The 21,674-nt window shown below is 74.0% G+C and carries 14 protein-coding genes; 12 read left to right on the top strand and 2 right to left on the bottom strand.

Annotation, left to right across the window (positions count from 1 at the left end; translation table 11 throughout):
• Positions 1 to 6: 6 nt before the first annotated feature.
• Positions 7 to 1,164, bottom strand: coding sequence for a serine hydrolase domain-containing protein (locus ABZ898_RS16960; protein WP_361658739.1), 1,158 nt, complete (start codon positions 1,162 to 1,164; stop codon positions 7 to 9).
• A gap of 171 nt (positions 1,165 to 1,335) precedes the next feature.
• On the opposite strand from ABZ898_RS16960, the gene ABZ898_RS16955 reads away from it, so the two are divergent.
• From ABZ898_RS16955 to ABZ898_RS16920, 8 genes are all read left to right on the top strand, one after another.
• Entirely contained in the window at positions 1,336 to 3,294 is a 1,959-nt protein-coding gene (locus ABZ898_RS16955) for a serine/threonine-protein kinase (RefSeq protein WP_361658736.1), read from the top strand.
• 163 nt (positions 3,295 to 3,457) lie between these two features.
• A complete protein-coding gene (locus tag ABZ898_RS16950) occupies positions 3,458 to 5,920 on the top strand; it encodes a protein kinase (protein ID WP_361658733.1) in 2,463 nt (820 codons plus the stop codon).
• Between the two features lie 168 nt (positions 5,921 to 6,088).
• Positions 6,089 to 7,717, top strand: coding sequence for a serine/threonine-protein kinase (locus tag ABZ898_RS16945; RefSeq protein ID WP_361658730.1), 1,629 nt, complete (start codon positions 6,089 to 6,091; stop codon positions 7,715 to 7,717).
• A gap of 75 nt (positions 7,718 to 7,792) precedes the next feature.
• A complete protein-coding gene (locus ABZ898_RS16940) occupies positions 7,793 to 9,376 on the top strand; it encodes a protein kinase (protein ID WP_361658727.1) in 1,584 nt (527 codons plus the stop codon).
• 79 nt (positions 9,377 to 9,455) lie between these two features.
• On the top strand, positions 9,456 to 11,081 hold the full coding sequence (locus tag ABZ898_RS16935) for a serine/threonine-protein kinase (protein ID WP_361658725.1): 1,626 nt from the start codon (positions 9,456 to 9,458) through the stop codon (positions 11,079 to 11,081).
• Between the two features lie 66 nt (positions 11,082 to 11,147).
• Entirely contained in the window at positions 11,148 to 12,068 is a 921-nt protein-coding gene (locus ABZ898_RS16930) for a serine/threonine-protein kinase (protein ID WP_361658722.1), read from the top strand.
• A 124-nt stretch (positions 12,069 to 12,192) separates the two neighbouring features.
• The gene (locus tag ABZ898_RS16925; RefSeq protein ID WP_361658718.1) at positions 12,193 to 13,806 is read left to right on the top strand and encodes a succinic semialdehyde dehydrogenase; all 1,614 of its coding nucleotides are present in this window, start codon (positions 12,193 to 12,195) and stop codon (positions 13,804 to 13,806) included.
• A 126-nt stretch (positions 13,807 to 13,932) separates the two neighbouring features.
• On the top strand, positions 13,933 to 15,687 hold the full coding sequence (locus tag ABZ898_RS16920; RefSeq protein WP_361658996.1) for a GMC family oxidoreductase: 1,755 nt from the start codon (positions 13,933 to 13,935) through the stop codon (positions 15,685 to 15,687).
• Between the two features lie 693 nt (positions 15,688 to 16,380).
• Here the strand turns inward: ABZ898_RS16920 and ABZ898_RS16915 are convergent.
• Positions 16,381 to 16,650, bottom strand: coding sequence for a chorismate mutase (locus ABZ898_RS16915; protein WP_361658715.1), 270 nt, complete (start codon positions 16,648 to 16,650; stop codon positions 16,381 to 16,383).
• Between the two features lie 320 nt (positions 16,651 to 16,970).
• Here ABZ898_RS16915 and guaA point away from each other — a divergent pair, with 320 nt between their 5' ends.
• The 4 genes from guaA to ABZ898_RS16895 all read left to right on the top strand — a co-directional run bounded on the left by guaA (position 16,971) and on the right by ABZ898_RS16895 (position 21,619).
• Positions 16,971 to 18,551: a glutamine-hydrolyzing GMP synthase gene (gene guaA, locus ABZ898_RS16910; RefSeq protein ID WP_361658712.1), complete on the top strand. Its 1,581-nt coding sequence runs from the start codon at positions 16,971 to 16,973 to the stop codon at positions 18,549 to 18,551.
• A 126-nt stretch (positions 18,552 to 18,677) separates the two neighbouring features.
• Complete coding sequence (locus ABZ898_RS16905) at positions 18,678 to 19,472, top strand: class II aldolase/adducin family protein (protein ID WP_361658709.1); 795 nt, start codon at positions 18,678 to 18,680, stop codon at positions 19,470 to 19,472.
• 190 nt (positions 19,473 to 19,662) lie between these two features.
• Positions 19,663 to 20,949, top strand: a complete 1,287-nt coding sequence (locus tag ABZ898_RS16900; protein ID WP_361658706.1) for a hypothetical protein — start codon at positions 19,663 to 19,665, stop codon at positions 20,947 to 20,949.
• A 139-nt stretch (positions 20,950 to 21,088) separates the two neighbouring features.
• On the top strand, positions 21,089 to 21,619 hold the full coding sequence (locus ABZ898_RS16895; protein WP_361658703.1) for a DoxX family protein: 531 nt from the start codon (positions 21,089 to 21,091) through the stop codon (positions 21,617 to 21,619).
• Positions 21,620 to 21,674: the final 55 nt, after the last annotated feature.

Below are 21,674 nucleotides of genomic sequence, written 5' to 3'. Positions count from 1 at the left end.
GGCCGACTACCAGGTGCGGGGGCAGAACTCGGCGGCGAGCAGCGCCCGTTCGAGCCGGGGGTCGGCCTCCGCGTCCGTGTTCACCCGGAAGGTGAGGACCCGGCTGCCGTCGGCGGTGGCCGCGGTGCGCACATAGCTTCCCGCGATCCGTCCGTTGTGTCCCCAGACGGTGAGCCCGCACGGAAGCCGGGCCGGATAGAGGCCCATGCCGTACGCGCCGTGTGCGGCCCGGGTGTCCAGCATCTCGCGCAGTTCCGGCCGGGGTAGCAGGGTGCCGCCCAGCAGGGCCGCGTAGAAGCGGTCCAGATCGTCGAGCGTGCTCACCAGCTCGCCCGCCGCCCCGGCCACGCGGGGGTCGAGTTCGGTGACGTCGGAGCCGCCGGCCGTGTAGGCCCGGCCGTGCGGTGCGGGCAGGGAGCGGCGCGAGCCGGGGAAGGAGGTGCCCTTCAGGCCCAGCGGGGCGATGATCCTGCGCCGCGCCTCGGCGGCGTAGGAGCGGCCGGTGACCTGCTGGATCACCATGCCGAGCAGGACGTAGTTGGTGCTGGAGTAGGCGTGGCGGCCCGGGGCGTGGGCGGGGAGGGTGAGCGCGAGAGAAACGGCCTGACGTGCGGTCAGGGGCAGGGTGCCGTGGGTGGCCCCGGCGAAGTCGGGGATGCCGCTGGTGTGGGCGAGCAGGTCGCGCACGGTGACGCGAGTGCCGTCCACCTGTGGCGCGGGGGGCAGGAGGGCCTTGGGTGACCCGTGCGGCGCGTCGCCCGGTCCGGCGGCGATACGGCCGGATTCCTCGCCGGTGTGCCGTGTCCCGGCGTGAACCCGGGGCAGGAGACCGGGGAGGTGCTGTTCGACGGTGTCGGACAGGGAGAGCCGTTGTTCCGCGGCGAGTTGCAGCACGACGGTCGCCACGAAGGTCTTGGTGACGCTCCCGGCGCGGAAATGGTCGGCACGGGCGATGCCCCGGCCCGCGTCCGCGTAGCGCGATGCGCGGCGTGTGCCGTGACGGTCCTGCGCGAGCAGGGCCGCGGCAGGGGCTCCACCCTCGCTGACCAGCAGCGGAAGCACAGTGTCCGAGAAGCCCGCGACCGGTGTCGCGCCGGGGGCCGAGGGGGTGAGCAGCAGAGCCACGAGAACCGGTATGGACAGGACTGTCCGAAGGGTCGGCATCCCTGGCTCCTTCCGTGTCGGGGCCCATCATCCCGGCAACTGGAACATCTGGTCCGACGGGTCCGCCGACACCGCGGACGAGGTGCGCCCACAGGGCCCCCCAGGGCGTCGGCCGGTTGTCGCGTGAGGGACAATGAAGGCTCTGTCAGGGCGGGTTGCATGAGGGGACGCATGTCGGAGGCGGAGCGGGCGGGGACATCCCGTCAGGAGACTCGTCAGGGCAAGAACGAGCGTCGTCTTCTCGCCGGGCGGTACCGGCTGGGGGACGTGCTGGGCCGCGGTGGCATGGGCACGGTCTGGCGTGCCGAGGACGAGACCCTCGGCCGGACGGTGGCCGTCAAGGAGCTGCGGTTCCCGTCGAACATCGACGAGGAGGAGAAGCGGCGTCTGATCACGCGCACGCTGCGCGAGGCCAAGGCGATCGCCCGCATCCGCAACAACAGCGCGGTGACGGTCTTCGACGTGGTCGACGAGGACGACCGCCCGTGGATCGTCATGGAGCTGGTCGAGGGCAAGTCCCTGGCCGAGGTCATCCGCGAGGACGGCGTCCTGACGCCGCGTCGGGCCGCCGAGGTCGGGCTCGCCGTGCTGGACGTGCTGCGCTCCGCGCACCGCGAGGGCATCCTGCACCGTGACGTGAAGCCGTCCAACGTGCTGATCGCGGACGACGGCCGGGTGGTGCTCACCGACTTCGGCATCGCCCAGGTCGAGGGCGACCCGTCCATCACCTCCACCGGCATGCTCGTCGGCGCCCCCTCCTACATCTCCCCCGAGCGGGCCCGGGGGCACAAGCCGGGCCCGGCCGCCGACCTGTGGTCGCTGGGCGGCCTGCTGTACGCGTCGGTGGAGGGCGTGCCGCCGTACGACAAGGGTTCGGCCATCGCCACGCTGACCGCCGTGATGACCGAGAGCCTGGAGGAGCCCAAGAACGCGGGCCCGCTGGGCGACGTCATCCGGGGTCTGCTCACCAAGGAGCCCGCGCAGCGGCTCGACGACGCCGGCGCGCGGGCGATGCTCAACAAGGTCATCAACGCCGCCGACCCGGAGCCCCTGGACGCGACCCGGGTCGTGCCGATCCCGGCGCAGCCCGACTCGCCCGAGGACAAGCGGCGCGAGGACGCCGGGGACAAGGTGCGCGGCGCCCTGCGCTCGGTCCGCAAGGCGGCCGGGGCCTCGGCGGCCGCTGCCGCCGCCCGCCCGAAGAGCGGCTCCGGCGCCGCTGCGGACACCGCCGGCCGCGGCGGTTCCGACACGCCGGACCCGGGTGCGAACAAGCCAAGTTCGAGCTGGCCCGTGATGTCGTCGCCGGACCTGGATCTCACGCGCAGGCCCGTGCCGAAGGCGTCCCTCACCGACGTGGTGTCCAAGCGCACGCTGGTCGTCGTCGCGGTGGTCGTCGCCCTGGCCGTGCTGGTGCTCGGCACCGTGCTGGCCATCACGCTCGGTGGCGACGACGACAAGGGCGGCGCCAAGGCCGCGCCCAGCGCCGGTGCCTCGACCAAGCGGGACACGGGCAAGGACGGCGGTTCCGGTGGCGCGAGCCCGGACGGCTCGGGCTCCGGCTCCGCGACCGCCACCGACGGTTCCCGTTCCGGCGGGGCGGGCGACGCGGGCACCGCCGACGACTCCGAGGGCAAGGACGACGGCGAGGGCTCGGACGACTCCGGCTCGTCCGGCGGCAAGGGCTCCGGCAGCGCGCCCGCCGTCACGACGCGCAAGAGCCCGCAGGGCTACTCCATCGGGCTGCCCGAGGGCTGGAAGTACGTGTCCACGAGCGGCGCGGGCGACCGGTACACCGGCCCCGACGGGCAGAAGCTGCTCGTCGGCTGGACCAGCACGCCCAAGAGCGACCCGGTGCGCGACTGGGAGAACCAGGAGCGGTACATGGTCCGCTCCCAGTACGACCGCATCCGCATAGCGAAGGTGGACTACCGGGGCTGGAACACGGCCGACTGGGAGTTCACCTACGTGGACGGCGGCACCAAGTACCGCTCCATCGACCGGGGTTTCGTGGTCAACGACCACCTCGGGCACGCGCTGATGTACACCGCGAAGAGCGCCGGGTGGGACGACTCGCTGCGCGAGGACACCTGGAAGACGCTCACGACGTCCTTCGAACCCAAGTCGTGACCTGAACGATCCCGGGTCGGTAGCCCGGAATCGGTCATCCCCTCGGTGCGGGTTGCCTCCGGCACGTATCGTGAATGGTTGAGAACCGTACGCAGCCGGGTGTGACGCGTGACGGGCGGCGAACGATCGCCGACGACCGGAAACGGCAGGGGGGTTGGCAGACGTGGACGAGTACGCGGGCCGGGTTCTCGCAGACCGCTACCGCCTGCCGCTTTCCCCCTCCGACGAGTACGAACTCACCGAGACGTACGCCTTCGACACCTACAGCGGGCAGGAGGTGCTGGTCCGTCAGGTGCCGTTGCCGGAGGTCGTCGAGGCCGAGGTCATCGACGCCGAGGGACTGCCCGAGGGCTTCACCGCGCGTGAGCGCGGCCGCCGCGCCCCGGCGGGCCGCAGCGCCCCGGCGGGCCGCAGCGCCACCCGTTCCCCGCGTGACCCGGCCGTCCGGCGCGCCGTGGAGGCCGCGCAGGCGGCCGCCCGGATACCGGACCACCCGCGCCTGGACCAGGTCTTCGACGTGTTTGCCGAGGGCGGCTCGCTGTGGATCGTCAGCGAGGCGGTGTCCGCGCGCCCGCTGTCCGCGCTCCTCGCCGAGCAGCCGCTGTCCCCCTACCGCGCCGCCGAGGTCGCGGCGGACGTGGTGATGGCGCTGCGCGTCCTGCACGCGCACGGCTGGACCCACCGCAACATCACCGCCCGCACGGTCCTGGTCTGCGACGACGGCCGGGTCATGCTGACCGGCCTCGCGGTCGGCGCGGCGGAGGAGGCGCTGTGCGGGTACGACCCGGTCCCGGCCCAGGACGGGCCTCAGGAGCCGGCCGTGCCGGACCGGCGGCAGCAGGACGGTCGCGCGCTCGCCCGTCCGGCCGCCGCGGCCGCCGACACGGACCCCGAGGCCGCACGGCGTGCCGCGATCCAGGCGCGGGTGGCGGGCCGGCTGCCGGCCCCCGCCGCAGGCGGCGACTCCGCACCCGCCGCGCCGGCCCTGCCGCGCCCGGCGGAGAGCGGTGACGACATCCGGGCCGCGCGCGCCGGGGCCATCGCCGCGTACCGCGCCGGTGCCCGCGCCGCCGCCCGGGTCCAGGAGACGGAGCGGGGCGGCCGCAGCGCCCTGCCCGGAGCCCGTACGCCCGCCGAGGGGGAGATCGCGGAGGGGAGCGGCCCGCCGCCCGGCTCCGTGGCCGACCCGTACGGCGTGGCCGGGCGGACCTGGCACGGCGCCGTGCCCCGCCCCGGCGCCCCCGCCCGGCAGGACGCGGCGCCGCCGTACCCGTTGAACCCCGCCCAGCCGGGCGTGCCGGCGCCGCCCCGGCCCGCGCTGCCCGCGCAGAACGGCGGTGCCGGTGGGTCCGGCTGGGACGAGCCGGAGGCCGCCGGGGCGCGGCGCGGGCCGGGCACCGCGATCGCGGCGGAACGTGCACGGCACATGCGGATGACCGTCGTGGGGCCGGTGACCGAACGCTGGGCGCCCGAGCAGGCCGGTCCGGTGCACGAGAACTGGCAGCTGGCCGCGCCCGTGGGGCCCGCCACCGACCTGTGGGCGCTCGGCGCGCTGCTCTTCCGCGCCGTCCAGGGCCACGCGCCCTACCCGGAGGAGTCCACCGCCGAGCTGGTGCAGCTGGTGTGCGCGGAGCCGCCCGCGTACGCGGAGGAGTGCGGTCCGCTGCGCCCGGTGGTGGAGTCGCTGCTGCGCCAGGACCCCACCGAGCGGCTGGACTTCGAGGAGCTGAGCGGCTGGCTGCGCTCGCTGGTGCGCTCCGCGCCCGAGCCGGACGCCGGTGCCCATGTGGTGCCGGTGCCGCCCGCCGACCCGGCCCGGCTGCCGATCGTGCGCAGGCGCGGCGAGCTGGCCCGGTGGCGGCGGCGGAACAAGGCGCCCGTGCCGCACCCGCACGCCCGGCACAAGCGGGCCCGGCAGGAGGCCGGCGGTTCGCCGCGCAGCCTGGGCCGGGTCCTGCTGCTGCTCGTCCTGCTGATGCTGGCCGGTGCCGTCGCCTACGCGGTGATGTTCATGCCCAAGCAGGGGGAGGACAGCGGCCGGACCGGGGCGGCGGGACCGGCGAGCCCCGCGCCCTCCCGTGAGCAGCGGCCGTCCGGCGGGGCGAGCACCCCCGACGACGGCCCGGCCGCGTCCTCGCCCGCCACCGAGACCCAGACCGGGGGCGGGGCGGCCGCGGACGGGTTCACCCTGCGCACCGACCCGGCCGGCTTCAAGGTCGCGGTGGCCGAGGGCTGGAGTCACGCGCCGCGCAACGGCAGCGGCCAGGTCGTCTACTCCCACGGCACCTTCGAACTGGTCGTCGTGCCGGGCCGGGACACCACCGCGGCCTACGGCAGCGACCCGATGGTCTACCAGCGGGACAAGGAGAAGGAGTTGCAGCCCTACCGCGACTCCAGCTGGGCCACCGCGTCCGGACTGCGCACCATCGAGGTGGGCGGACGGACCATGGCCGAGGGGCAGTTCACCTGGACCGACGCCCAGGGCCGCGACCTGTTCGTGCGCAACATGGCGATGCTGCTGAACGGGCGGTACCACATCGTGCAGGTCCGGGGCCCGGAGGCGGAGCGCGACGAGGTCACCCGGCTCTACGACCAGGCGACGGCCACCTACCGCTACACCGGCTGAGGTGACACCTCCGCAGAACCCTTGGCGGAAGCGGGTGTTCGGTTCCGGGCGCTGTGCGGAAGCGACAACTGTCACAGTGCGGATTCCGTGGGACCCCGCCGGTTCCCTGAGCCCGGTCCGCTCCATAGTCTGACCCTGACAAGAGCATTGCGGGGCAACGTGAATCAGATGCAGGGCCAGCTGGTGGCGGGCCGCTACCGGCTCACCGATTCCATCGGCAGCGGCGGCATGGGCCGGGTGTGGCGCGCCCATGACGAAGTGCTGCACCGGAAGGTGGCCGTCAAGGAGCTGACCGCGGCGCTCTACGTCTCCGAGAGCGACCAGCACATCCTGCTGGCCCGTACCCGGGCCGAGGCCCGCGCCGCCGCGCGCATCAACCACTCCGCCGTCGTCACCGTGCACGACGTCCTGGAGCACGACGGCCGCCCCTGGATCGTGATGGAGCTGGTCGAGGGCGAGTCGCTGGCCGACGCGGTCAAGGAACGCGGCCGGATCGAGCCCCGCGAGGCCGCGCGGATCGGCCTGTGGGTGCTGCGGGCGCTGCGCGCCGCGCACACGGCGGGGGTGCTGCACCGGGACGTGAAGCCCGGCAACGTCCTGCTCGGCCGGGACGGCCGGGTCCTGCTCACCGACTTCGGCATCGCCCAGATAGAGGGCGACAGCACCATCACCCGTACCGGTGAGGTCGTCGGGTCGGTCGACTACCTCGCGCCGGAGCGAATACGCGGGCACGACCCCGGTCCCGCCTCCGACCTGTGGGCGCTCGGCGCGACGCTGTACACCGCCGTCGAGGGCCGCTCGCCGTTCCGCCGCACCTCGCCGCTGGGCACCATGCAGGCGGTCGTGGAGGAGGACGCCGAGGAGCCGCGCAACGCCGGCCCGCTCGGCCCGGTCATCGCCGCCTTCCTCCACAAGGACCCCTCCCACCGCCCCGACCCCCACACAGCCGAACGCCTGCTCTCCGACGCGGCCGCGGGCCGGCTGCCCGAGGCGCCGACCGTGTCCACGGCGCCCCCGGCACCGGCCCCGTACGGCGGCGCAGCCCCCTCGCGTCATACCGCCACCGCCGTCACACCCCTCGCCGCGGACGCGGGCCGGGCACCGGCCCGGCGGGGGCCCCGGGCCCGTATGACGGCGCTGGTCGCCGCCGCCGCGCTGGTGTTCGGGGCGAGTCTGGCCGTCGGGTACCTGCAGTGGGGCGGCGGGCGGCACACCGAGGGCGGCCCAGACACCTCCCCGAGCCCGTCGGTCTCCGCCTCGTCCTCGTCCTCGGCCTCCGCGTCGGCCATGGCCGACTCCGGCCTGGCGGGCACCGGGACCGTCCCCGACAGCTGGGAGCGGCACGACGACCCGGTCGGCTTCAGCCTCTCCCTGCCCAAGGGCTGGACCCGCAAGGTGTACGGCATCGCGGGCGACCTCAAGCAGATCGACTACTCGCCCGACGGCGGGGTGCACTTCGTCCGGATCGCCGTGGACACCTCGCCCGACTTCGCCGACGTCCGCCAGCACCAGGAGGACCTGGAGGAGCAGTTGCAGCGGCTGGTGGACTACCGGCGGGTGAGGATGGAGGGCAACACCTACCGCGACCGTGAGGGCTCGCTGTGGGAGTACACCTGGACCGCGCTCGCGCGGGACGCGCCCTACGTCGCCGGTCCCCGGCGCGCCGTCGAGGAGGCGTACATCTCGCGCGGGGGCACCGAGTACGTCATCTACATGTCGTCGCCGGCCGAGGACTGGGCCACGGCGGACCGGCAGTTCCAGTGGGTGCTCCAGAGCTGGCATCCCCAGGGAGGCTGAATCGGCCGTCACCGTGCGCACCTTGGCCGGTCAGCGCCCCGGAGGGGATACGTCCGGTACGGCATGATGGGGCACATGGGGACCGAGGGGCACGACCTCCGTGTGATCGCGGGCCGTTACCGCCTTGAGGCGCGCATCGGACGCGGCGGGATGGGTGTCGTCTGGCGTGCCGACGACCTGGTGCTGGGCCGTCAGGTGGCCGTCAAGGAGATCGCCCTGGACGACTCCCTGTCGGAGGACGACGCCCGCAGGCGGCGGGAGCACTCCTTCCGCGAGGCGCGCGCGGTCGCGCAGTTGCGGCATCCGCACATCATCGTGGTGCACGACGTGGTCGAGCAGGACGAGCGCCCCTATCTCGTCATGGAGCTGATCGACGGCGGCTCGCTCGCCGAACGGGTCACCGCCGACGGCCCGGTGGACGCCGCCGAGGCCGCCCGGATCGGCGCCGACCTGCTGAGCGCGCTGGCCACCGCGCACGCGGCCGGGGTGCTGCACCGGGACATCAAGCCCGCCAACGTGCTGCTGGAGTCCGGCACCGACCGCGTGGTGCTCACCGACTTCGGCATCGCGCGGGTCGCGGGCGCCTCCACCCTCACCGAGACCGGGTCGTTCGTCGGCTCGCCCGAGTACACCGCCCCCGAGCGGATGTCCGGGCTGCGCGGCGGCCCCGCGTCCGACCTGTGGTCACTGGGCGCGCTGCTGTGCGCCGCGCTCAGCGGCGAGTCGCCCTTCAGGCGCGACTCGCTCGGCGGCATCCTCCACGCCGTCGTCACCGACGAGATCCGGCCGCCCGCCGAGGCGGGGCCGCTGCTCCCCGTCGTACGGGGCCTGCTGGAGCGCGATCCGGAGCTGCGCCTCGGCGCCGCCGACGCCGAGCGGATGCTGCGGACCTACCTGGACACCGGGCGCATGCCTCCCGCGTCCGGCGTACCGGCCGCCGCCCGTACCCTCCGGCTGCTCGGCGGGGTACGCGGCGCCAAGGCCGACACGCCGGACCCTCCGGCCGCCCCGGAAAGGCCTCCGGGCACCGCCGCACCGGCGTCCACGCGCCGCCCTCCGAGACGGGCCCGGCTGGTCGCCGCCCTGCTGGTCGCCGCGGTGGCCGGAGCCGCGGCGTCGGCGGCGGTGCTGATGTTCCACGAGCACCGGGGCGGCGACGACGCGCCCGGCGCCCCCTCCGCCTCCCGGACTCCGGGCCCCGCGGGCACCCCCGCGCCCTCCGGGTACCGCACCGCACGCGACCCGGCCGGCTTCACCCTCGCCGTGCCGAGCGGCTTCACCCGTGAACGGCAGGGTGAGCGCGTCTTCTACCTCTCCGCCGGGGGGACCTTCCGCCTCGGCATCAAGATCTCCCCGCCGGAGCCCGGCGGCCCCGCCGCCGTCCTGCAGCGGCTCGCCGACCGGGGCGGGGCCGACAACCCCGGTTACCGCGGCGGCCGGGTCACCGAGACCGGCCGCGAGGGACACCCCGCCGCGTTCTGGGAGTTCACCTGGGACGGTTTCAGCCTCGCCGAGGGACCCCGGCACACCTACGACCTGTGCTGGGAGGAGGACGGCCGGATGTACGACGTGTGGGTGTCGGGCCCGGTCGGGAAGGTGCGCGAGGCCCGCGAGCACTTCGACGTGGCCGTGGACACCTTCACCGTCACGGCCCGCTGAGCCGCCGCTCGGTCACGGCTCTGTGACCGGTTCGCGCCACCTCTGGCCGCGTGCGCGGGCCGCTTGGTAGGCATGAACCATGAGCAGCGACGGGGGAGTCGGCCGCGCGGCCGACGACACGACGAGTTTCGTACTGCGCCCACCGGACCGGCCGGAGGGTCCGCCGCGCGCGCCGTCCGTACCGGACCGGGCCCCGGGGCCACCGCCCGCGGAACCCGGCGCCGGGCGGCTGATCGCCGGGCGCTACCGGCTGCTCGCCAAGCTCGGGCACGGCGGCATGGGTACGGTGTGGCGGGCCCGGGACGAGACGGTGGAGCGCGAGGTCGCCGTCAAGGAACCCCGGGTGCCCGAGCACCTCTCCGAGCGCGAACGCGCCGACGTCTTCGAGCGGATGCGCCGCGAGGCCCGCGCCGCCGCCCGCCTCGACCACCCGGCCGTGGTCGGTGTGCACGACGTCGCCGTGGTCGACGGGCGTCCCTGGATCGTCATGGAGCTGGTGCGCGGCCGCTCGCTGGGCAGCGCCCTCCAGGAAGGCACGCTGGACCCGCGTGAGGCGGCCCGGATCGGCCTCGACGTGCTCGGCGCGCTGGAGACCGCGCACGCGGCGGGCGTGCTGCACCGGGACGTGAAACCGGACAACGTGCTGCTGGGGCGGCACGACCGCGTCGTCCTCACCGACTTCGGCATCGCCCAGATCGAGGGCGACACCCGGCTCACCGACACCGGTGGTTTCGTCGGCTCGCCCGAGTACACCGCGCCGGAACGGGTGCTGGGCCGACGGCCAGGACCGGCGAGCGACCTGTGGTCCCTCGGCGTCGTCCTGTACACGGCCACCGAGGGCGTGTCGCCGTTCCGGCGCAGCAACACCCCGGCCACCCTCCAGTCCGTGCTGCACGCGACCCCGGCCCCGCCCGCCGCGCGGGGCCCGCTGGCCGAGGTCATCGACGGCCTCCTCCGCAAGGACCCCGCCGCCCGGCCGGACGCGGCACGGGTACGCGCCCTGCTGGAAGCGGCCGCCCGGCCGCCGGCACCCCCGCCCCCGCCTCCGCTCCCGACCCGTACCGAGGCCGTCGCCCGGCCCGCGTGGCGTCCGGGCCGGGCCACCTGGCTCGGCGCCGGCGCGGCGGTGGTCGCGGCCGCCCTCGCCGGCTGGCTGGTGCTCGCCGACCCGTTCGCGGGCCCGCTGCCCGACGGCTGGACGGACCGCGCGGCGCCCGCCCTCGGCGCCACCCTCGCCGTCCCGGCGAGCTATCAGGTGGGGCGCCCCGAGAAGGACGACACCGAGCGGGACTGGGTGTCGTACACCGACTGGAGCGGGGCCGTATCCGTCGTGCTGAGCCTCGACCGCGCGGCCGACGACTCCCTGCACGACATCCAGAGCAACGCCGCCGCCCAGATGTACGCCGACGACGAGAAGTTCAAGAAGGACGGGGACTACCGGATCGACATGCCGGGCGGCGCGAAGACCAGACCGGACGGCTCGGCCACGTACCAGGGGCGCAAGGCCGCCCGGAACACCGTCGTCTACACCACCGACGACACGCAGAACCCGCGGCCGCGCGAGATGGAGCTCTTCTACTACCGCACCTCTTCGGGCGACATGTACAAGCTCGTCGTCGGCTATCCCGGCAAGGGCGATCTGACCGCGCGGGGGCGGGAGGTGGCGGAGGCGGCCATCGCCGGTCTGCGCTTCGACAAGCCCTGAAACAAGCCGAGTCGAAGGCTCACGGCCGCGTCGACAAGCCGCGGGTGCGCGCGGTACTCATGGGGCATGAGTGAAGACGGCGCACACCCGCTCGGCGGACCTCCGGTCGGCGGGCGCTACCGGCTCCTCGAACGCATCGGGGCCGGGCCGACCGGCACGGTCTGGCGCGCCCGCGACGAGCGGGACGGGGACCTGGTCGCCGTCAAGGAGCCCCGGCTGCCCGGTGATCCGGCCGGGGACGAGGCCAGCGGGCGGATCGCGCACCGGCTCCACCGCGAGGCCGGCGCCGCCGCCCGTGTGCGTCATCCGTCCGCCGTGCGGCTGCGGGACGTGGTCACCGAGGCCGGACTCCCCTGGATCGTCATGGAGTTGGTTGAGGGCGAGTCGCTGACCGAGATCCTGCGGCGTGGTCCGCTGCCGCCCGCCGAGGCGGCCCGGATCGGGCTCGCCGTCCTCGGCGCGCTGCGCGCCGCGCACGCCGTCGGCATCGTGCACCGGGACATCAAGCCCGCCAACGTGCTCGTCGAGTCCGGCACCGGGCGCGTCGTCGTCACCGACTTCGGGATCGGCGACGGGCACGCCGACGACGCCCCCGAGGGGTTCACCGCCCCGGAGCGGGGTCTCGGGCGCGGTGCCGGACCCGCCTCCGACCTGTGGTCGCTCGGCGCGCTGCTCGCCGCCGCCGTGGCGGACGGCGACGCGGGCCCGCTCGGCCCGCTGCTGGAGCGGCTGCGCGCCCCGGACCCCGGCGCCCGGCCGGACGCCACGGAGGTGGCGGCGGAACTCGGGGCGTGTGCAGGGGTACGGGCCGAGGAGCGGGAGCCACGCCCGGAGCCGCAGCCGCAGCCCGAACCTCAGCGCCAGTCTCAGCCCGAATCCCAGCCCGACGAGCTCACGCAGACCGTCGTGACACCCGCTCCCGTGGTCCGCCGGACCCCGCTCGCGACCCTCGGACTGCTGCTGTCGAAAAAACCCGGCGCCCAGTGACCGGGTCGACAACGCGCTGATCAGCACGTTCGCCGCCAGTGATCGCTGGCGGAATGTGTGCGCCCGGTGAAACCCCGTTACCGACGGGTACCGAAAGCCCGGCCACCGGCATACCCTGCGGCTCATGACGGACTCGCAGGCCCCCGAAGTCACGGGTACCAACCCGACAGCCCCGGCCCCCGAGGGCGTGCGCACCGCCTCGGACGTGGTCACGCCGGAACTGGTGGCCCAGCTCACCAAGGGCGTCCACGGCTCCGGCCGCACCGCCAACCACACCCCCTTCACCGGCGGGAAGCTGGCCGACCTGCCCGAGTCCACCCCGGACGACGTCGCCGCCGCCTTCGAGGCCGCCCGCGCCGCCCAGGGCGTCTGGGAGCGGACCCCGGTGCGGGAGCGGGCCGCGGTGCTGCTGCGCTTCCACGACCTGCTGCTGGAGCGCCAGTCGGAGGTGCTCGACCTCATCCAGCTGGAGACCGGCAAGGCCCGGCTGCACGCCCACGAGGAGGTGCAGGCCGTCGCCGTCGCCGCCCGGCACTACGGCCGCAAGGCCCCCGCCTATCTGCGGCCCAAGCGGCACACGGGCGCCGTGCCGACCCTGACCAAGGTGACCGAACTGCGGCACCCGCGCGGGGTCGTGGGCCAGATCGCCCCCTGGAACTACCCGCTCGAACTCTCCGTCGGCGACGCCCTGCCCGCCTTCGTCACCGGCAACGCGGTCGTGATGAAGCCGGACACCGAGACCTGCCTGACCGCGCTGTGGGCCCGCGACCTGCTCATCGAGGCCGGACTGCCCGCCGGGGTCTTCCAGGTGGTGCTGGGCGAGGGCCCGGTGATCGGCCCGGAGCTGGTCCGGCACGCCGACTACGTCTCCTTCACCGGCTCCACCCGCACCGGCCGCGAGGTCGCCCAGGGCGCCGCCGCCCGCCTGATCGGCGTCTCCCTCGAACTCGGCGGCAAGAACGCCATGCTGGTCCTTGAGGACGCCGACATCGAGAAGGCCGCGGCCGGCGCCGTACGTGCCTGCTTCTCCTCGGCCGGGCAGCTCTGCATCTCCATCGAGCGGCTCTACGTCCACGAGTCCGTCGCCGACGCCTTCCTGGAGCGCTTCGCCGCCCGTACGAAGGCCATGCGGCTCGGCACCGCCCTCGCCTACGGCGCCGACATGGGCTCGCTGGCCGGGGAGCGCCAGCTCAAGGCCGTCGAGGCGCATGTGACCGAGGCCGTCGCCAAGGGCGCCGAGGTGCTCGCGGGCGGGGTGGCCCGGCCCGACATCGGCCCGTACTTCTTCGAGCCGACCGTTCTCGACGGCGTCGACGACACCATGTCCGTGTGCGCCGAGGAGACCTTCGGCCCGGTCGTCTCCGTCTACCGCTTCCGCTCCGACGACGAGGCCGTGGAGCGCGCCAACGCCACGCCGTACGGCCTCAACGCCTCGGTGTGGACGACCAGCGCTAAGCGCGGCCGGGACGTCGCCGCCCGGCTGCGCACCGGCACGGTCAACGTCAACGAGGGGTACGCCCCCGCGTACGGCAGCGCCCAGTCCCCGATGGGCGGCATGAAGGACTCCGGCCTCGGCCGCCGCCACGGCTCCGAGGGCATCCTCAAGTACACCGAGGCCCAGACCGTCGCCCACCAGCGGCTGCTGCCCATGGCGCCCTCGCTCGGCATGGACGACGCCGGGTACGCGGCCTTCATGAGCCGCAGTCTGAAGGTGATGAAGGCGCTGCGCCTGCGCTGATTCCCCGACCCGATCCGCCCGTTCCCCCACCGTTCTCGACGAGGAGAGCACGTGCCGCAGGAGAAGACCGCCCAGAACCGGGACGACGAAGGGCGCGGAGGGCGCGACGACGGTTACGACTACGACGTGCTCGTGGTCGGCTCCGGCTTCGGCGGCTCGGTGACCGCCCTGCGCCTGACGGAGAAGGGTTACCGCGTCGGTGTCCTGGAGGCGGGCCGCCGCTTCACCCCCGCCACCCTGCCCCGCAACTCCTGGGACCTGCGCAACTACCTCTGGGCCCCGAGGCTCGGCCTCTTCGGCATCCAGCGCATCCATCTGCTGGGCAACGTCATGGTGCTGGCCGGGGCGGGTGTCGGCGGCGGCTCGCTGAACTACGCCAACACCCTGTACGTGCCGCCGAAGCCGTTCTTCGAGGACCCGCAGTGGCGGCACATCACCGACTGGCAGGACGAGCTGACGCCGTACTACGACCAGGCCCGGCGCATGCTCGGCGTGCGGCTCAACCCGACCACCACGCCCTCCGACGCGCACCTGAAGGCGGCGGCGCAGCGGATGGGCGTCGGCGACACCTTCCACATGGCGCCGGTGGGTGTGTTCTTCGGTGACGGCGAGGACGCCGACGGCTCGGCCACCGCGAGCCCCGGCGAGCAGGCCGCGGACCCGTACTTCGGCGGTGCCGGGCCCGCACGGCGGGCGTGCACCGAGTGCGGCGAGTGCATGACCGGGTGCCGGCACGGCGCGAAGAACACCCTGAACGAGAACTACCTCTACCTCGCGGAGAAGGCCGGCGCGGTGGTGCACCCGCTGACCACCGTCGTCTCCGTCACCGACGACTCGCGCGGCGGCTACGCGGTGGCCACCCTGCCGACCGACCGCAAACGCACCGCGCGGGGGCGGCTGTTCACCGCCCGCCGGGTCGTCCTCGCGGCCGGCACCTACGGCACCCAGACGCTGCTGCACCGCATGAAGGCCAACCACCAGCTGCCCCACGTCTCCGCCCGCCTCGGCGACCTGACCCGCACCAACTCCGAGGCCCTGGTCGGCGCCCAGACCGACAACCGGCGCTACCGCAAGGCGCACGGCGCGGACAAGGTCGACTTCACCCGCGGGGTGGCCATCACCTCCTCGGTCCACCCGGACGCCGACACCCACATCGAGCCGGTCCGCTACGGCAGGGGCTCCAACTCGATGGGCGGTCTCACCATCCTCCAGGTGCCCTACGCGGAGGGCTCCTCGCGCGTCCTCGGCTGGCTCGCGAACGCGGTCAGGCACCCGGTGCAGTTCGCCCGGTCCTTCTCCAACCGGCGCTGGTCGGAGCGGACCATCATCGGGCTCGTGATGCAGTCGCTGGACAACTCCCTGACGACGTACCTGAAGCCCGGCGGCGTCGGGAAGGGCCTGCTGACCGCCCGGCAGGGCCACGGGGCGCCGAACCCGACCCAGATCAAGGCGGCCACCGAGGCCGCTTCCGCCCTCGCCGCCGAGATCAACGGCTTCGCGGGCAGCAACGTCGGCGAACTCATGGGCACCCCGCTCACCGCGCACTTCCTCGGCGGCTGCCCCATCGGCGACTCCCCGGAGACCGGGGTGATCGACCCGTACCACCGGCTGTACGGGCACCCCGGCATCTCGGTGGTGGACGGGGCCGCGGTCTCCGCGAACCTGGGCGTCAATCCGTCGCTGACGATCACCGCGCAGGCCGAGCGGGCCATGGCGTACTGGCCGAACAAGGGCGAGGAGGACGCGCGGCCCGCACCGGGGGCGGCGTACCGGAGGCTGGAGCCGGTGGTGCCGCGCAGCCCGGCGGTCCCGGCGGACGCCTTCGGCGCGCTCCGGCTGCCGCTGCTGGCGGTGCCGCGGGTGCCGCCCAGGAAGAGCTGAGGGACCGGGCCGGGGGAGGGGCCGGGAAAGAGACGAGGACCTGCGTCCCCCTCCGAACGCAGGTCCCTCGATTCTCACCGTTTTCTTGATCCGGCAGGTGGTTCGATGCGCGAGGGCCGCCGGGGGTTGTGCCGTCCTCGCACATTTCGGTGTGATGTGCGTCACGAAGGTGTCCGGACGTGACGAAGGGCCCCGCGGGACTCGGCCGCGGGGCCCTTGTCGTCAGCACCGGCGTCAGGGAAGCGCCGGTGCCGGGAAGCGGCGCCGGGGGGTCGCGCCGCACGCCCCGGTGGTCCCGCACCTCCGGCGGAGGATCGATGCGGGTCCCACGTGGTGGGTCGGTGCCGGTGTCCGCGCGGGGACATGGGGGAGGGGCGCGCTCGCGTACCGCACGCCCTGAGGCGTCCGCGGCCGCTCTGCCCGGCACTGGTTCATGTGTGCAGTTGTCCGCCGGACGGCTCCGGGCGTCCCCGGAGCCGGCCGTTTCTCCTGGGTGACCGGGCCGCTGTCCCCTGCCGTCCGGTCACTTCTCCGGGACGAGGTCCCACGGCGTACGGCACGACCCGTACGCCTCATCGCCCCGGCGAGCCACGCGTGGTTCTGTCGGGCCCGCCCCTGGCTGGCACGGACAACGGGCTCAACGAAGGGGTGCGGGGCCGGTCACGCGCCGTACGGGTGAGAGCGGCACCGAACTCAGATGCGACCCCGGCACAGCTCCAGCAGGGTCATGGCGAGCGAGGTGCCGGGCTTGCCGAGGGCGTCCCGGTAGCGGCCGAGGATCTCCATCTCGCGCGACAGGCTCACCCGGCGCCCGCCGGAGGCGATGCGGGTCCGCTGGACCACGGCGGAGACGGCCATGCGCTCCTGGACGAGTCCGATGATCCGGTCGTCGAGCGCGTCGATCCGCTCGCGGGCGTCGTCGATGGTCCGCTCGGGGGCGTCCTGCGGGGTGGTGGTGGTCATGTCCGGGGCTCCTGGGCTCTGGGGCCGCCCCGGACCGGCAGGGCCCGGAAAAGCGACAGGCGCTCCGGGCCTTGTCGGCCCGGAGCGCCTGTCGGAAGTCGCTTGTTATGTGCTCAAGCAGAACGACCATGGCAGCCGGCGGGCCCGGTGCCATAGGTAAAGCGGAAGGTCGTCTGGGTGAACACGGGGTCAGTATGCCACGGCCCGCGGGCGCCCCGGACCGGGCGCGGACCCCCGCTCCCGGCGCTCGGGAGGGGGTCGGCGCCCGCCCCGTTAGAATCGGTCGTACAGACCCCCGCCCAACCGCCGGAAGGCACCCCGTGTCATCAGCGACCCAGTCTGCCGCCGCCCCCGACACCGTCCTGGTCGTCGACTTCGGCGCGCAGTACGCCCAGCTCATCGCCCGTCGCGTCCGCGAGGCGCGGGTCTACAGCGAGATCGTGCCCAGCACCATGCCGGTCGCCGAGATGCTCGCCAAGAACCCCGCGGCGATCATCCTCTCCGGAGGCCCCTCCTCGGTCTACGCCGAGAACGCCCCGCGGCTCGACGGCGCCCTCTTCGAGGCCGGCGTCCCCGTCTTCGGCATGTGCTACGGCTTCCAGCTGATGGCGCAGACCCTCGGCGGCACCGTCGACAACAGCGGCGCCCGCGAGTACGGCCGTACCCCCCTGCACGTCTCCATGTCCGGCTCCACCCTCTTCGAGGGCACCCCGGACGAGCAGCCCGTGTGGATGTCCCACGGCGACGCCTGCTCCGCCGCCCCCGAGGGCTTCACCGTCACCGCCTCCACCGACGTGGTCCCGGTCGCCGCCTTCGAGAACGACGAGAAGAAGCTCTACGGCGTCCAGTACCACCCCGAGGTCATGCACTCCACGCACGGCCAGCAGGTGCTGGAGCACTTCCTGTACCGGGGCGCGGGCCTGACCCCGTCCTGGACCACGGGCAACGTCATCGAGGAGCAGGTCGCCGCGATCCGCGAGCAGGTCGGCGACAAGCGCGCCATCTGCGGCCTGTCCGGCGGCGTGGACTCCGCCGTCGCCGCGGCCCTGGTCCAGAAGGCCATCGGCTCCCAGCTGACCTGCGTCTACGTCGACCACGGCCTGATGCGCAAGGGCGAGACCGAGCAGGTCGAGAAGGACTTCGTCGCTGCCACCGGCGTCCAGCTCAAGGTCGTCGACGCCGAGGAGCGCTTCCTCAAGGCGCTCGCCGGGGTCTCCGACCCCGAGGAGAAGCGGAAGATCATCGGGCGCGAGTTCATCCGCGTCTTCGAGCAGGCCCAGGCCGAGATCATCGCCGACGCGGGCCCGGCCGTGGAGTTCCTGGTCCAGGGCACCCTGTACCCGGACGTGGTCGAGTCCGGCGGCGGCACCGGCACCGCCAACATCAAGTCGCACCACAACGTCGGCGGTCTCCCCGAGGACCTCGAGTTCCAGCTCATCGAGCCGCTGCGCAAGCTGTTCAAGGACGAGGTCCGCATGGTGGGCCAGGAGCTCGGCCTGCCCGAGGAGATCGTCCAGCGCCAGCCCTTCCCCGGCCCCGGCCTCGGCATCCGCATCGTCGGCGAGGTCACCAAGGAGCGCCTGGACCTGCTACGCGAGGCCGACGCCATCGCCCGCGAGGAGCTGACCGCCGCCGGTCTCGACCGCGAGATCTGGCAGTGCCCGGTCGTGCTGCTCGCCGACGTCCGCTCGGTCGGCGTCCAGGGCGACGGCCGCACCTACGGCCACCCGATCGTGCTGCGCCCGGTCTCCTCCGAGGACGCCATGACCGCCGACTGGTCGCGTCTGCCGTACGACGTCCTCGCCAAGATCTCCACCCGGATCACCAACGAGGTCCGCGACGTCAACCGTGTCGTCGTCGACGTCACCTCCAAGCCGCCGGGCACCATCGAGTGGGAGTGACCCCGGTACCGGCCCGCTGACCGGTACCGCCCGAGGTGGAACGGCTCCTGCCGTTCCACCTCTTTTGGTACCCGGCCGACCGGAGGTAACTTCCGGTCCGTGAAGCACCCCAGCGCTGGAGGACCCATGCACCGGCCCACCCCTCCCCCGCCGCTGCCCACCGACAGACTGCGGTTCGCGATGCCGCCGATGCACGAGTCGGTCGCCGACGAGCGCCGCCATCGCAAGGAGCGGCTCGCGGGCGCCCTGCGCCTCTTCGGGCGCGCCGGGTTCGAGGACGGCGTCTCGGGCCACATCACGGCCCGCGACCCGGAGTTCAGCGACTGCTTCTGGGTCAACCCCTTCGGGATGCCCTTCAAGCACGTCACGGTGAGCGACCTCGTCCTGGCCAACCAGGACGGCCAGGTCGTCGAGGGCCGCTACCACGTCAACCAGGCCGCCTTCACCGTCCACGCCGCCGTGCACGCGGCCCGCCCGGACGTCGTCGCCGTCGCGCACTGCCACTCCGTGCACGGCCGCGCGCTGGCCGCCCTCGGCGAGGTCCCCGACCCCATCACCCAGGAGAGCTGCGCCTTCTACGAGGACACCGCGCTCTACGACGCCTACACCGGTGTCACCGTCGACGCCGAGGAGGGCCGCCGCATCGCCTCGGTGCTCGGCTCCCGCAAGGCCCTGGTGCTGCGCAACCACGGCCTGCTGACCGTGGGGGACTCCGTCGACGCGGCCGCCTGGTGGTTCATGTCGATGGAGCGCTCCTGCCAGGTCCAGCTCACCGCGGAGGCCGCCGGCCGCCCCGTCGTCATCGAGCACCGGCAGGCCGTCGCAACCCGCGAGCAGCTCGGCGGCGACCTCGTGGCCTGGATCAACTACCAGCCGCTGTGGCGGGACATCAGCCAGAGCGAACCCGATCTCCTGAGCTGATCGGTGCGGACATCCGTGCGATCGGGTCAGCAGGACGGGCGGTCCTTCCCGCCCGGGGTGGACCGGCGAACGCCGGCTGTCCGGCGTAGGGCACAATTCGCTTTTGTCAAAGGGGAGTTGCGCGGCCGACGTACGCACTGTGGGTGACGACGGCCATGCCTTGAGCCAGTGGGGAAGGCGGGCGTCGGTCGTGGCGGTGCAGGAGGCGAGGCGGGGCGCCGCGGCAGAGGGCGCGGGAGTGCACACAGGCGGCTGCGCGTGCGGGGACTGCCCGCACGGCGCGCGCGAGGGACACCGCCGGGCCCTGGCGGCCTTCCGGCACGGCCGCGACGAGTTCGCCGCCGGACGCGGGCTGCCCCCGGCCGTGGCCCACTCGGCCTCGGCGTCCCGCCAGTGGATCTCCGCCGAACTCGCCCAGCGGGCCGAGGCGGTCGCCGACGGGGGCCGCGCCGAGGGCGAGGCGTGGCTGGCCGGACTGTGGTCGCGTACGGCGGTCCTGGCCTGGGGCGCCGTGGTCGTGCTCCTGCTCGCCCAGGCCCTCACCGCGATCGGCGCGGGCTGGAGCAGCGCCCGTACGGCCGGACTGCTCGCCGCGGTGGCCGTCGCGGGCGCGCTGACCCTGGCCGGCTTCTTCCACCGGGCGCGCGGCGGGGCGCTGGCCCCGATGATCGGCGAGGACAACCGGATGTCGACCTCCCGCACGGTCGCCGCCTGCTGGGTGCTCTTCGTCGCCTACGCCGTCCTGGTGCTGGCCGGCCGCCTGGCGGCCGCCTCGGACCCCGCCGAGCGCGACGCCCTCATCGCCGGGCTCGACCTCGCGCGCGGCGCGGGCGTGATGACCGTCCTCGCCGTGCTGTGCGGCATCGCCGTCGTGGTGCGGCGGGTGGTCGGGCTGCGCGTGCTCGGCCAGCGGCTCCAGAAGGTCCCGGCGCACCGGCCGCGCGCCGCCGACCTGCTCACCGACGACGCGGGCCGGGGCGCCTTCACCGACATCCAGTACGTCGTGGTCAGCGCCGTCGCGCTGGTCTTCGCCGCCGTCCGGCTGGGCCGCCGTCCCGACCAGCTCCCCGACCTGCCCTGGGGGCTGGCGGTGCTGGTGCTGATCTCGGCGGCGACCTATCTGGCGGGCAAGTACGCCGAGGGCGGCCGCCCGGTGGTCCTCTCCGTGGTGCGGGCCCGTGAGCCCGGGGACCTGGACGGGCCGATCCGGACCGGGGACGACATCGAGATCCGGGGCACCGGCTTCGTCCCGCCCGGCGCCCAGGGCGCCGACCGCCTCGCCCGCATGGTCGTCCGCATCGGCGCGGTCGACGTCCATGTGCCGCTGGTCCCGGTCGCCGGGGGGTTCCGCAATCCCACCGACACCGTGCTCACCGTCCCGGTACCGGTCGAGGTGGAGCCCGGCACGGTGGAGGTGCAGGTGGTGACGGCGGCCGGACTGGCCACCAACCGCTGCCCGATCGAGGTGGCGGACTGACCCCGGTGACCGCTGGACGCCCCCGTACGCTGCACCGATAACCGGAAAAACCTCCGGGAGAGGATTGAACCGGCCCCCCGCGTCATACGTATCGTCGGGTGAGGGGTCCGGCACGGCGGGCGAGAGGCGGCTTTCAGTGATGACTCACGGTATGCGTACGGACACGCACACCTCCCATCTCGACGGGGGCCGTGACTGGCGGACGACCGCCGGCCGTTACGCCCTCCTCCCACTGCGGATCTTCCTCGGCGTCACCTTCGTCTACGCGGGCCTGGACAAGCTCACCGACAGCGCCTTCATGAAGGCGGGCGGCGCCGGTTCGCTCGGCGACACGATGCGCGCGGTCCGGGACTCCTCCGCCATCCCCGCCCTCGTCGACCTGGCGCTGAAGAGCCCCGTCGGCTTCGGCTACGCCATCGCGCTGGGCGAGCTGGCGGTGGGCATCGGCATCCTGATCGGACTCCTCGGCCGGCTGGCCGCCCTCGGCGGCGCGCTGATCTCGCTGAGCCTCTGGCTGACCGTGAGCTGGGCCTCCAGTCCGTACTACTACGGCAACGACCTCGCCTATCTGATGGCCTGGCTCCCCCTCGTCCTCGCCGGGACCCCCTACCTCTCCGCCGACGCCTTCCTCCGCGACCGCCGCCGGCGCAGGTCGGGCGGCTACCGCTAGGCAGGGTCGGCAGGCGCCCGGTCTCCCGGGCACGCCCCTCTCCGGACGCGCTGTG

The organism is Streptomyces sp. NPDC046860 (genome assembly GCF_040645115.1).
GTDB lineage: Bacteria > Actinomycetota > Actinomycetes > Streptomycetales > Streptomycetaceae > Streptomyces.
The sequence above is the reverse complement of the archived record's forward strand: the minus strand, read 5'-3'. Positions and strand labels throughout refer to the sequence as shown.

What these genes read in the sequence shown, in the direction of transcription:
- ABZ898_RS16960 (WP_361658739.1), bottom strand. Translation starts at nt 1,164, where the DNA reads ATGCCGACCCTTCGGACAGTCCTGTCCATACCGGTTCTCGTGGCTCTG.
- ABZ898_RS16955 (WP_361658736.1), top strand. Translation starts at nt 1,336, where the DNA reads ATGTCGGAGGCGGAGCGGGCGGGGACATCCCGTCAGGAGACTCGTCAG.
- ABZ898_RS16945 (WP_361658730.1), top strand. Translation starts at nt 6,089, where the DNA reads ATGCAGGGCCAGCTGGTGGCGGGCCGCTACCGGCTCACCGATTCCATC.
- ABZ898_RS16940 (WP_361658727.1), top strand. Translation starts at nt 7,793, where the DNA reads ATGGGGACCGAGGGGCACGACCTCCGTGTGATCGCGGGCCGTTACCGC.
- ABZ898_RS16935 (WP_361658725.1), top strand. Translation starts at nt 9,456, where the DNA reads ATGAGCAGCGACGGGGGAGTCGGCCGCGCGGCCGACGACACGACGAGT.
- ABZ898_RS16930 (WP_361658722.1), top strand. Translation starts at nt 11,148, where the DNA reads ATGAGTGAAGACGGCGCACACCCGCTCGGCGGACCTCCGGTCGGCGGG.
- ABZ898_RS16925 (WP_361658718.1), top strand. Translation starts at nt 12,193, where the DNA reads ATGACGGACTCGCAGGCCCCCGAAGTCACGGGTACCAACCCGACAGCC.
- ABZ898_RS16915 (WP_361658715.1), bottom strand. Translation starts at nt 16,650, where the DNA reads ATGACCACCACCACCCCGCAGGACGCCCCCGAGCGGACCATCGACGAC.
- ABZ898_RS16905 (WP_361658709.1), top strand. Translation starts at nt 18,678, where the DNA reads ATGCACCGGCCCACCCCTCCCCCGCCGCTGCCCACCGACAGACTGCGG.
- ABZ898_RS16895 (WP_361658703.1), top strand. Translation starts at nt 21,089, where the DNA reads ATGACTCACGGTATGCGTACGGACACGCACACCTCCCATCTCGACGGG.